The sequence below is a fragment of the Pseudomonas sp. RIT-PI-S genome (assembly GCF_025642975.1).
GTDB lineage: Bacteria > Pseudomonadota > Gammaproteobacteria > Pseudomonadales > Pseudomonadaceae > Aquipseudomonas.
This window is the reverse complement of record NZ_JANZKJ010000008.1, coordinates 20381-31895: the sequence shown is the minus strand read 5'-3', so window position 1 is coordinate 31895 and position 11515 is coordinate 20381. Positions and strand designations below refer to the sequence as shown.

Sequence of the window (11515 nt, the reverse complement as noted above, 5' to 3'; positions counted from 1 at the left end):
CACCGCGCCGGGTGGGCATTCAGGAACAGACAATGGACAAGATGACCGCCCTGGCCATGTTCGTCGCCACCGCTGACCACGGCGGTTTCAGCCGTGCCGCCGAACACTTGGGCAAAACCCCTTCTGCCCTGGCCAAGGCCATCGCGCAGCTGGAAGCCGACGTTGGCGCCAGGTTGTTCGAGCGCACCACCCGGCGCATGACCTTGACCGAAGCTGGGCATGTGTACCTCGCCGGCACCCGCCAGGCGCTGATGCATTTGCAGCTGGCCAGCGAAGAAGTGGAACACTTGCAGCAAGCGCTGCGCGGCACCTTGAAAGTCAGCGCGCCGCCCTCCTTCGCACCCGCGTTTCTGAGCGCGGTGTGTTGCCGGTTCCTGGAGGAATACCCCGCGGTACGGCTGCAGGTGGACCTGAGCGACGACTTCACCGACTTGATCGAAGGCGGCTACGACCTCGCCCTGCGCGACGGCCCGGTGGACCTGCCGGGGGTGATCGCCCAGCCGGTGCTGAACAACACCCTGCTGCTGTGCGCGGCACCGGCGTACCTGGCGCGCAAGCCGCTGCCGGTGACCCTCGACACCTACCAGGCCCACGACTGGCTGGTGTTTCGCCACCCCTTGCTGGACCGGCACTTCTGGTGGGTGGAGCACAATGGCGCGCGCGTGCGTGCACCACAGCCGGCGCCGCGCCTTGCCAGCGATAACTATGACTTCCTGTTGAGCTGCCTGCTGGCCGGCCAGGGGTTGCAGTTCCTGCCCCAATGGAGCGCCCAGCCGTACCTGGATCGCGGCGAGCTAGTGGAGCTGGCGCCCGGCAACTGGCGGGACGACAGCGCGTTCGGCCCGGCCATCCACGTGATGTTCCTGCCGCACCGGCGCAACACCCGCAAGGTGAAAGTGTTCATCGACGTGCTCAAGGCGCACTTTCGCGCGCAAGGGCTCGCGTAATGGGCCCGGGGTGGGCCGGGGAAAAGGATCCATTAAGCTAAAAAACTGAAACCTCTTGCCGTCGCTGTATCTAAGCGTGAGTTCCCCCGCTTGCCAAACCACTGGCCAGCCCGGGGTGAGCTGATCGCAGAGGGAGGCGAGCATGAGTAGCAGAACAGATAAAGGCGTCTCGCGCCGCGCGTTTCTCAGGGTGACCGCAACGGGCGCGCTGGCCGGCGCGGCAGCGGCACAGGCGACCACCTTCACCAGCGTGCCTGCCTGGTTGCCGTTCGACCATAACGGCCCCCTTCATTACGAAACCCCTGGCTGGCAGTTCTTTACCGCCGACGAAGCGCGGGAAGTAGAAGCCATCGTGGAGCGGCTGATCCCTGCCGACGAGTTGAGCGTCAGCGGCAAGGATGCTGGTTGCGCGGTGTTCATCGACCGCCAGTTGGCAGGTGAATACGGCAGCAGCGCCCGGTTATACCGCGAAGCGCCTTTCCAGCCCGGGACCGCCACCCAGGGCGATCAATCCGAACTGACCCCGCGCGACCGTTATCGCCTGGGCCTGGCAGCGCTGACGCGCTATTGCCAGGCCAATCACCAGAAGCCCTTCAGCGGGTTGGATGCAGCTCAGCGCGACCAGCTGCTGGGCGAGCTGGAGAAAGGCGCGATCAAGCTCGAGGGTATCGACGCCCAGATGTTCTTCGAGCAAGTGCTGGGCAACACCATGGAAGGGTTTTTCGCCGACCCGGTCTACGGTGGCAATCGCAACATGGTCAGCTGGCGAATGATCGGCTTTCCCGGCGCCCGCTACGACTACCGCCCCTATATAGCCCTGCACAACCAGAAACTGGACCTCGAGCCCTTGTCGATCATCGGCAGCTCCGCCTGGAACCGCAAAGGATAAGCGCATGGCACGTAAACTTCCCGCTACCGATGTGGTGGTGGTCGGCCTCGGCTGGGCCGGCGCCATCGTTTCCCACGAACTGGCCGCCGCCGGCCTTTCCGTCATCGGGCTCGAGCGTGGCCCCTGGCGCGACACCGCGGTGGATTTCAACATTGCCTCCATCGCCGACGAACTGCGTTACAGCCGCCGCCAGGAACTGATGCTGCGCAACCGGCAGAACACCTGCACGGTACGCAACAGCCCGAGTGAAACGGCACTGCCGATGCGCGTATGGGGCTCGTTTCATCCCGGCAACGGCACTGGCGGCGCAGGCAATCACTGGGCAGGCATCACCTTCCGCTTTCAGCCCGAAGAGTTTCGCTTGCACAGCCACCTCACCGAGCGTTACGGCAAGGAGCTGTCCCCGGAGCTGACCCTGCAGGACTGGGGCACCGACTGGGAGGAAATGGAACCCTTCTATACGCGCTTCGAGCGCCTGGCGGGCATTTCCGGGCAGGCCGGCAACATCAAGGGCACCTTGATCGAAGGCGGCAACCCGTTCGAAGGGCCGCGCTCCGAGCCCTACCCCAACCCGCCCACCGCGCAGCCCTATGCGCCAATGCTGTTCGCCGACACCGTGCGCAACCTGGGTTACAAGCCATTCCCGGCGCCCTCGGCGTTGCTGTCCCAGGGCTATACCAACCCGTTGGGGGTCACCATGGGGCCGTGCACGTTTTGCGGCTTTTGCACCAACTACGGTTGTGCCAACTACTCCAAGGCCAGCGCCATCACCACGGTGATGCCGGCCCTCATGCGCAAGCCCAATTTCACCGCGCGCACCAACTGCGAAGTGCTGCAAGTGACGATGGATAACTCGGGCAAGCAGGCCACCGGGGTGATCTACGCCGATGCCTCTGGCGAGCTGTTCGAACAACCGGCGGCGTTGGTCATAGTGGCGGCGTTTACCTTCGAAAACGTGCGCCTGATGTTGCTGTCCGGCGTGGGCGAAGCCTACGACCCGGCGACCGGGCGAGGCACCACCGGGCGCAACTTCGCCTACCAGACCGCCAACAGCGTGCGGCTGTTTTTCGATGACAAGAACTTCAACCCGTTTATCGGCGGCGGTGCCATCGGCATGGGCATCGACGAATTCAACAACGATAACTTCGACCACTCCGGCCTGGGCTTCGTTGGCGGCGGCAGCACCCGGGTGACGCCCATCGGCGCCGCGCCCATCGACTCGCGCCCGGTACCGCCCGGCACCCCCGCCTGGGGTTCGCAATGGAAAGCCGCGACGGTGAAAAACTACCTCAGCACCATGTCCATCGGTTGCGAGGCCAGTAGCTATTCAACGCGCACCAATTACCTGTCGCTGGACCCCACCTACCGCGACCCGCATGGCCGCCCGCTGTTGCGGATCACCTTCGACTTTCCCGAGAACGACCGGCGCATGTCGGCGTTTTGCATCAGCAAGCTCAGCGAGATCGCCAAAGCCATGAACCCGCGGGAATTCTACGGTGCCGGGCAAACCGGGCACTGGAACAGCGCCCCGTACCAGTCCTCCCATGTGGTGGGCGGGTTCATCATGGGCGCGGAGGCGGCGACCAGCTCCGTGAACAAATACCTGCAGGTGTGGGGCGTGCCCAACCTCTTCGTGATCGGCGCTTCGGCCTTCCCGCAGAACCCCGGCTACAACCCGACCGGTACCGTAGGCGCACTGGCTTACAAAGCCGCGGACGCGATCGTTAACCGCTACCTCAAGCGGCCCGGGGAGATGCTCAGCCTATGAAGCGTGCGATTCGTTCGGCCGCGCTGCTGTGCGCGGGTGTGCTGTGCCTGCCCTTGACGGCGCTGGCGGGCACGGGGGCTGACTCCTGGAACCTGGTGGAACAAGGGCGCTATATCGCCACCTTGGGCGACTGTACGGCCTGCCACACCGCCCCTGGCGGCAGGCCGTTCGCCGGCGGCGTGGTGATCGACACCCCGTTCGGCAAACTGGTGGGCGCCAATATCACCCCGGACCCCACCACAGGTATCGGTGGCTGGTCTTTCGAGGACTTTTACAAGGTGATGAGTGAGGGGCACAGCCCGGGGAACAAGCGCCTGTATGGCGCCATGCCCTACACCGCCTACACCAAGGTCACCCGCGACGATAACCTGGCGCTCTGGGCTTACTTGCAAACGCTGGAACCGGTGGCCAACCCGGTGCAGACCAACCAACTGCCCTTCCCTTTCAACCAGCGCCTGGCGCTGGTGGGCTGGAACTGGTTGAACTTCAAAAAAGGCGCGTACGCCCCTGACCCCACCCGCTCGCCACAGTGGAACCGCGGTGCCTACCTGGTGCAGGGCCTGGGCCACTGCGGCACGTGCCATACACCGAAAAACCTCAGCGGTGGCGATGACAACTCGCGGCTTTTGCAAGGCGCCAACCTTCAGGCCTGGGTGGCCCCGAACATCACCGCCGATGCACACGAGGGCCTGGGCCGCTGGAGCGAGGCAGACCTGCTGCAATACCTCAAGACCGGCGCCAACCGTTTCGATGTGGCCTCCGGGCCAATGGCCGAGGCCGTGGAGCATTCGCTTCAGTACTGGAAAGACGAGGACCTTAAAGCCGTGGTGGCCTACCTCAAGGACGGCGACAACAAGGCGATCGTGTCGCCTGCCGTGGCCGCCAACAGTGCGGCGATGAGCAGCGGCAAAGCGCTGTATGCCGACCGCTGCTCCGGATGCCACACACCCAATGGCGAAGGCATCCCCGGATTGTTCCCCAAACTCGCCAATGCGCCGCTGGTGAACAGCCCGGACCCCGCCTCGCTGATCCGCGTGGTGCTCGCCGGCAACCGCGCCGGCAGCACCGACGCAGCGCCGACCGGGCCTGCCATGCCGGCCTTCGGCTGGAACCTGTCGGACCAGCACGTCGCCGATGTGGTCACGTTCATTCGCAACAGTTGGGGCAATGCGGCACCGGCGGTAGATGCCGGCGAAGTGAAAGACGTTCGCGAGACGCTACAGCAGCGATAGGGGAAGGCCTGGCGGTGCGGGCTCGGTTGTGGGAGTGAGCAAAGCCCGCGAACCTGAGGCGTTCCCTGGTTCGCAGGCTGCCTTTGGAGGGCTGCTCCTCCCTCTCCTGTGGGTGGCAGCTCAGGGCTTGGGCATAGGCTGGGCAACGCCGCTTTCCACTCCGCCCGACGCTGACGCCTGGGTGTCGGCATTGCTGGCGTCATCGGCCTCGGCCTTGATCTCGTCCGCGGCTTGCTTCCAGTGCGAGTTCGCCGCCCCTTCCGGGCGCCCTTCCCGTTCCCATAGCTCATAGGCCCGATCGCGTACTTTGTCTTCGTCCACGTGCATAGCGGTACTCCTCGGTCACTGGTGAATGCTTACTCATCGACCCGGCTTGCCGGGGGAAGTTGGGCGCGCGGTGCTGCCGCGCCGACGGCTGGTGCGATGACACCGCGACCAGCCGGCGGCTGTCGCGAGATCGGCTGAACCCCGCTGCGCTTATGCAAGTCCTATACAAAGTGCAGTGAAAGGATGGTCCTTATGAGCAAACACGCCGCCAGCCGCGACTACCGCGAGACCCTATCGGTGGTGGGCGAAAGCCCCGCCGAACTCGACATCCAGCAGGACCTGCGTCGCCTCATGGCAGCCGGGCTGGACCGACTGCCCCTGCCCGGCTCGGGCAACACGCTGCAACGCTGGCGCGCGCTGGCCGATGTGGCCGCCGTGGACCTGTCCCTGGTGAAATTTTACGAGGGCCACACTGATGCCTTGGCGATCCTGGCGGAGCTGGCCCCTGAGCTGGATCAGGGCCACGCACTGTGGGCGGTATGGGCAGCCGAGCCGCCAAATGCCCGGGTGACGGCAGAACCCTTGGGCACCCAACAGTTGCGCTTGCACGGCACCAAGGCATGGTGCTCCGGCGCCGCCCAAGTGGACCGTGCACTGGTGACCGTATGGAGCGCCGAGGGGCAGCCATGGCTGGCAGCGGTCAGCCTGCGCCAGCCGGGCATCGAAATCCTCGATGGCGCCTGGCAGGCGGTCGGCATGGGCGCGTCGGCCAGCCTGGATGTGCGCTTCGACGGCGCTGTGGCAGACGTGGTCGCCGCCGGAGACGGCTACTTGCGCCGCCCGGGCTTCTGGCAAGGCGGCGGCGGTATCGCGGCCTGCTGGTATGGCGCCGCCGCACGGCTGGGCGAGTATCTGCGAACGTCCAACCAGGACGATCCGCATACCCTGGCCCACCTGGGGGCGGTAGACGCCTGCTTGACCAGTGCCGCCGCCAACCTGCGCGAGTGCGCCGCCTGGATTGATGCTAACCCCAAGGCCCTGGCCGAACTGCCGGTGCGGCGGGTGCGTGCGCAGATCGAACAGGCCGTGGAGCAGGTACTGCGTCATGTGGGCCGTGCCCTCGGCGCAACGCCATTCTGCCGCAATGGGCACTTTGCCCGGCTGGCCGCCGACCTCCCGGTGTTCGTGCGGCAAAGCCACGCGGAACGCGACCTTGCCGCTCTCGGGGCGTTGAGCCGTGGGCAATCTCAAGCGGGGGGCTGGCACTTATGAGCGAGGGTGAAAACCTGATTCAAACCGCAGGCACCCCGCTGCAGGCCTGGCAGGGTTCGCAGCGCCTCGCGGCGGTAACGCCGATCAGCCTCGATGAACTGGCCCCGCCGGGGCAGCGCGTGGTGGTGGTAGCCCCCCACCCGGACGACGAAGTGATTGCCTGCGGCGGGTTGCTGGCCGCCTTGGCCGACCGGGCGCAGCCGCTGCTGTTGATTTCGGTGACTGACGGCGAAGGCAGCCATCCCGGCTCCCTGGAATGGCCCCCTGAGCGCTTGCGGCTGGTACGCGAGGAAGAAAGCCGGGCTGCCCTGCTCGCGCTCGGCCTGGCCCCCGAAGCGCTCAATTGGCAGCGCCTGCATGCCCCAGACAGCAAGGTGGGCACGGACGAACAAGGCCTTGCCGCGGCACTGCGGGCGCTGTTGCGCCCAGGCGACGTGGTGTTCACCACCTGGCAACAGGATGGCCATTGTGATCACGAAGCGGTAGCGCGCGCCTGCATCAGCGCCAGCACCGACGCCGGTGCGCAGCTGCGGGAAATCCCGGTGTGGGCCTGGCACTGGGCCTCTCCCGAGGACGCACGTATCCCCTGGGAGCGGGCGCGGCGTTTTGCGCTAACACCGGTGCAGGTGGAGCGCAAGCGCGCGGCGATCCTCGCCCACCAGAGCCAACTGCACTCGGACCCGACCACGGGCGCTGCGCCGGTACTTAGCGAGCAAGCACTGCAGCGCTGGCTGCAACCGTTCGAGATGGTATTCGTATGACCGACCCGGAAAGCTATTTCGACAACCTCTACAGCGATGATCCAGACCCTTGGGCATATCGCCGCCGCTGGTACGAAAAACGCAAACGTGACTTGACCCTTGCCTGCCTGCCGCGCCAGCGCTACAGCCGCGGGTTCGAGCCCGGTTGCTCCAACGGTGAGCTCAGCGTGGAGCTGGCCAAGCGCTGTGATCAGTTGCTGTGCACTGACCTCAACGCCCAGGCGGTGGACCTGGCCCGCAAGCGCGTGGCGGGGCTGCCGGGGGTCGAGGTACTGCAACGCACGCTACCGGAGGGCTGGCCGCCTGGGGAATTCGACCTGATCGTGCTCAGCGAACTGGGCTACTACCTGTCTCCCCAGGCTTGGCAGGATGTGGCGCAACGCGCCGGCAAAAATCTCACCGCCGGCGGCAGCCTGCTGGCGTGCCACTGGCTGCACCCGATCGAAGGCTGCCAGATGGACGGTCCAGGCGTGCATCGGCTATTGGCGCAGGCGCTGGAACTTGAGCCCCTTATTCACCATCAGGAGAAAGACTTCATTCTAGAACTTTGGGGCCGCCCGCCGGTTGGCTTCGATTTAAGCGAGGTGGTCGAATGATCGGTGTTCTGGTCCCGGTGCATAACGAAGAGCAGTTGATCGGCGCCTGTCTGGCCTCGGTGCTAAAGGCCGCCAGCCATCCCGGGCTTGCAGGGGAACAGGTTGAAGTACTTGCAGTGCTCGATGCGTGCAGCGATAACTCCGAGGCCGTTGCCACCGCGCTGGGTGTGCACACGCTGAGCGTCAACAGCCGCAACGTGGGGCATGCGCGCAGTGTGGGGGCAAGCTACCTGTTGGGCCGCGGCGCCCGCTGGCTGGCCTGCACCGACGCCGACAGCCAGGTCGGCGAAGACTGGCTCTACACCCAGCTGGAGTTCGGCGCCGAGGCCGTGTGTGGCACCGTGCATGTGGCTGACTGGCACGGCCACTCAGAGGCTGTGCAGGCGCGGTATCAGGCCAATTACCAGGACCGTGACGGCCATCGTCACATCCACGGCGCCAACCTGGGCGTGTGCGCCCAGGCCTACCGCCGAGTGGGCGGCTTTCGCCCCTTGAGCGCCCATGAAGACGTTCACCTGATCGAAGACCTGGAGCGCAACGGCGCGCGGATCGTCTGGACTCACTTGAACCGGGTGATCACCAGCGCCCGCTTCGATTGCCGGGCCCAGGGTGGCTTCGGCGATTACTTGAAAGGGCTGGCGGAAAGCGCCCAGTCATGACCGCGTGCGCCCCCAGGTGATGGCGATCAGTCCAGCACCACGTGGGGCAGGAACCGGCTGGTGTCCTTGGTGATCAGGGTGTCGTCTTCGCGGATGCCGATCCCCGAGGCCACGTCCCCGATGACCCACGAGCCCACCAGCGTGTAGCTGTCGCCGAACCTGGGCAAAGGAGCAAACGCTTGCCGGACATAGGGCGCGTCTGTATAGGGGCCGTCTTCGGCTATCTGCTCACCACTGGCGGTGCGCAGCTCCACATTGGCGCCCTCACGGGAAAAGTACGGTTTGCGCACCCAACCATTGGGCAGCGGCTTGCGCGGGTCATTGTCCACATAAGTGGGCAGCAGGTTCGGATGCCCCTCGTTGAACTCCCAGAGCAGCGCCAGCATGCCTTTGTTGCTCAAGATGGCCTTCCAGGCGGGCTCCACGAACTGGGTGTCACAGCCCGGCACCGCCACGCCGAACGGCTCGTGGAAGATGTGCTCCCAGGCGTGCAGCTTGAACAGCCGCTCGATCCATCGCCCCTCGAGGTCGACAAACCGGCCTTCGGAGGTCAGGCCAATGTCCTCGATATCGATGTGCCGCGTGTCGATACCGGCGTGGCCCGCCATCTTGCGCATGAAGTCCGTGGTGCCACGATCCTCCACCGACCCGGCCATCGCCGCGAAATAAAAGGGCCCCCCTTTGGGGAAGGCGGCGAAGGCGCTGACCATGTCCTGGGCCAGGGTGTTGAATTGAGTGGCGTGGGCCGGCAGCACCCCGCGCCCGATCTGATCTTCCAGCCACAGCAGCTGCACGGAAGCGGCCTCGAGCACCGAGGTAGGGGTATCGGCGTTGAGCTCATAGCACTTGGCGGGGCCTGTGCCGCTGTAGGCAAAATCGAAGCGGCCGTACAAGTGCGGGTGCCCCTCCTTCCACGAGGTGCGCACCAGGTCGAAGAACGCTGGGGGAATGGCCAGGCGCGTCAGCAGCGCCTCGCTGTCGACCACGCGGGCGACCAGGTCTATGCACATCTCGTGCAGCTCCTTGGTCGGGCCCTCGATGTCTCGGGCGATCTGCGCTTCGCTGAACTGGTAGTACGCTCGCTCGTCCCAATAGCGCTCGCCGTCGATAGTGTGGAAGGCGAACCCTTGGCGTTCCACCGTCTCGCGCCAGCCCGGGCGCTCTTCGATACTGATTTTCTTCACGCTGCCTCCCCTGCTAGCCGCCGAAGCTTACGCCGCCACCGGAACTGCGCCCGCCCCAACCGCTGCGAGCGGTGGCCTGCTGGCCAAAGCCGCCGCGGGAGATGGTCGAGCTCACGCCCGAGCCACTGTTGCCCAGGCTGCGGCCGAGGGTCGAGGCGTAGCTGCCGGTGCCGCTGCTCATGGCCTGGGTGGAGCGGCTGAAGGTCTTGCCTTGCTCGATCTGCCGAGAAAGGGTCGAGGTGCTATAGGCGCCACGCGAATCCCGAGTGTCGTATACCGGCTGGCTGTAATAGCGATTGCCGCCACCGCCAGAGAGCATATGGCCGATCAGCAAGCCGGTGAGCAGGCCATTCCCGTTCCAGCCACTGCCTTGGCTGCTCGCCTGGGCCTGGGCCTGTTCGTACTCGGCCTTGGGCACCTTGCCGGACATCGCCAGTTCGAAACCGCCCATCTTGGGCATGAACTTGCCGTCGGACGTCGCCTGGCAATACCCCTGGACGAAGTCCGCGTCGCATGAGGCCTGATCGTCGTAGGTCGGGGCGATCTTTCGATGGTCTGAAAGCGCCTGCATGTAGGCGTCCGAGCAGACATCGACCGGGATCTTGGCGTCCGCGCACTCCTGAACCGACTTGAAATTGTTCTTTACCGAGTAAGCCACGGTGTCGTCGGGCTTGCTGCACCCGGCCAACGCCATGGGTAACGCACCCGCCAGAACCAGCTGTATCGAGCTGCGAGCTCTCATTGATCTCTCCTTTGGGCTCAGGTCGACGGGGTCATGCACGCCGAGTTCAAAAAGCCGACGCTGATCGCCACCGAAGCGGCATAGATCGCCGCTGCCAACTCGCCCTGGGCGATACGGGCGGACAAGCCCTTGAGCACGCGGCTGGTGACGAAGAAGGCGAGCAGTTGAACGACCCCCGCGATGAACACCCACACCACGAAATCCAGAACGCTCACGCTGTAGGAAATGATGCTGCTGGCCGGCAACGCGAAACCGATGAGCGAACCGCCCAATGCGACCGCCGCGGCGGGGTTGTTGCCGCGGATCAGCTCGAACTCCTTGTGCGGTGTCAGGCGGGTATAGACAAACTGAAACAGTGCGAACAGCAACGCTGCCACGGCGATATAGAGGATGAAACCAAAGACGGCAGTCGCGTTGAGCGACATGCGGAGGGCGTCGAACATGAGGGATTCCTTATCAGAGAACGGTGATGTCTGTGAGTTGCAAGGAGACGCCGACAGAGGTCGTCAGCGAGACGTTGCCCTCAGCGTCCTCCTCGACCGAGAAGAGCAGGAATTCGCGCCGGTTGGTCAAACCCATGTCCCGCGCGTAGAGCATGCTGTTGTGGTGCACGGTGTATGCAGCTTCCGGGTTGACCACGTGCTCGGTCAGCGGCGCGAGCTCGGTCTGGCCATCCTCGCTACCCCACTGGCGGCTGTACTCCACGCCTTCGAGTTCGTAGTAAGGCATGCCGATCCTGGCCTGAGGGCCGACCAGCCGGAGCAACTCTGCCTTGCTGGCCACGGTCTTGACCTCGTGGTAACCGAAGAGGATCACGTCTTCGATGTCCTCGGCGCCCGGGCCGCTCATCACGAACTGCACGAAGTAGTCTTCGTTGTCCAGGTAATAGCGCAGCAGCCGCTTTGCCTGGCCCAGGTCGATGGTTCCGACGGCCCAGACCTTGTCGTCGTCCGGCACCACCACGCCTGACTCTCCCACCAGCAGCCCTTTGAGGTTCGGGCTCAAGCAGATCATCCGCCCAGGGGCCAGGCCCATCGGTGACCGAGGCGCGCCAGGCAGGTCGGCGGCCTTCGTGGAGGGCTTGGGCGCCTCCATTCCAAACGCCCGCTTTAACCAGCTCATTGAGCATCTCCCATGTGAATTCAACGGATGAACATAACCCCTTTGGGGGCTTTTGCCACCTGAAGCAGGTCGCGAA

Annotated in this window: 13 protein-coding genes; 8 read left to right on the top strand and 5 right to left on the bottom strand. The window is 65.0% G+C overall.

What is annotated here, in order from left to right:
• Positions 1–32 precede the first annotated feature (32 nt).
• The 4 genes from OGL93_RS12880 (at position 33) to OGL93_RS12865 (ending at position 4836) form a co-directional block, all read left to right on the top strand.
• Positions 33–947, top strand: a complete 915-nt coding sequence (locus OGL93_RS12880) for a LysR family transcriptional regulator (protein ID WP_263263056.1) — start codon at positions 33–35, stop codon at positions 945–947.
• Positions 948–1089: 142 nt separating this feature from the next.
• Positions 1090–1836: a gluconate 2-dehydrogenase subunit 3 family protein gene (locus tag OGL93_RS12875; protein ID WP_263263055.1), complete on the top strand. Its 747-nt coding sequence runs from the start codon at positions 1090–1092 to the stop codon at positions 1834–1836.
• Between the two features lie 4 nt (positions 1837–1840).
• Entirely contained in the window at positions 1841–3604 is a 1764-nt protein-coding gene (locus tag OGL93_RS12870) for a GMC family oxidoreductase (RefSeq protein WP_263263054.1), read from the top strand.
• A complete protein-coding gene (locus OGL93_RS12865) occupies positions 3601–4836 on the top strand; it encodes a cytochrome c (RefSeq protein WP_263263053.1) in 1236 nt (411 codons plus the stop codon). Before OGL93_RS12870 ends, OGL93_RS12865 begins: the two co-directional genes overlap by 4 nt.
• Positions 4837–4956: 120 nt before the next feature.
• Here the strand turns inward: OGL93_RS12865 and OGL93_RS12860 are convergent, their stop codons facing one another.
• Positions 4957–5163 (bottom strand): DUF2934 domain-containing protein, encoded by a 207-nt coding sequence (locus tag OGL93_RS12860; RefSeq protein WP_263263052.1) that lies wholly within the window; start codon positions 5161–5163, stop codon positions 4957–4959.
• 192 nt (positions 5164–5355) lie between these two features.
• Here OGL93_RS12860 and OGL93_RS12855 point away from each other — a divergent pair, with 192 nt between their 5' ends.
• The 4 genes from OGL93_RS12855 to OGL93_RS12840 are packed head-to-tail and all read left to right on the top strand — an operon-like array spanning position 5356 to position 8391.
• The gene (locus OGL93_RS12855; protein WP_263263051.1) at positions 5356–6375 is read left to right on the top strand and encodes an acyl-CoA dehydrogenase family protein; all 1020 of its coding nucleotides are present in this window, start codon (positions 5356–5358) and stop codon (positions 6373–6375) included.
• Positions 6372–7136, top strand: coding sequence for a PIG-L deacetylase family protein (locus OGL93_RS12850; protein ID WP_263263049.1), 765 nt, complete (start codon positions 6372–6374; stop codon positions 7134–7136). Before OGL93_RS12855 ends, OGL93_RS12850 begins: the two co-directional genes overlap by 4 nt.
• Positions 7133–7732, top strand: a complete 600-nt coding sequence (locus OGL93_RS12845) for a class I SAM-dependent methyltransferase (RefSeq protein ID WP_263263048.1) — start codon at positions 7133–7135, stop codon at positions 7730–7732. Before OGL93_RS12850 ends, OGL93_RS12845 begins: the two co-directional genes overlap by 4 nt.
• Positions 7729–8391, top strand: coding sequence for a glycosyltransferase (locus tag OGL93_RS12840; RefSeq protein ID WP_263263047.1), 663 nt, complete (start codon positions 7729–7731; stop codon positions 8389–8391). Before OGL93_RS12845 ends, OGL93_RS12840 begins: the two co-directional genes overlap by 4 nt.
• A gap of 26 nt (positions 8392–8417) precedes the next feature.
• Here OGL93_RS12840 and OGL93_RS12835 read toward each other — a convergent pair whose 3' ends face one another.
• From OGL93_RS12835 to OGL93_RS12820, 4 genes are read right to left on the bottom strand one after another with little or no spacing between them, the layout of a single operon-like run.
• Positions 8418–9575, bottom strand: coding sequence for a glutathionylspermidine synthase family protein (locus tag OGL93_RS12835; protein ID WP_263263046.1), 1158 nt, complete (start codon positions 9573–9575; stop codon positions 8418–8420).
• Between the two features lie 13 nt (positions 9576–9588).
• Complete coding sequence (locus OGL93_RS12830; RefSeq protein WP_263263045.1) at positions 9589–10317, bottom strand: DUF1190 domain-containing protein; 729 nt, start codon at positions 10315–10317, stop codon at positions 9589–9591.
• Between the two features lie 17 nt (positions 10318–10334).
• Positions 10335–10760, bottom strand: coding sequence for a DUF350 domain-containing protein (locus tag OGL93_RS12825; protein ID WP_263263044.1), 426 nt, complete (start codon positions 10758–10760; stop codon positions 10335–10337).
• Positions 10761–10773: 13 nt separating this feature from the next.
• Entirely contained in the window at positions 10774–11439 is a 666-nt protein-coding gene (locus OGL93_RS12820) for a YjfK family protein (protein WP_263263043.1), read from the bottom strand.
• Between the last annotated feature and the right edge of the window lie 76 nt (positions 11440–11515).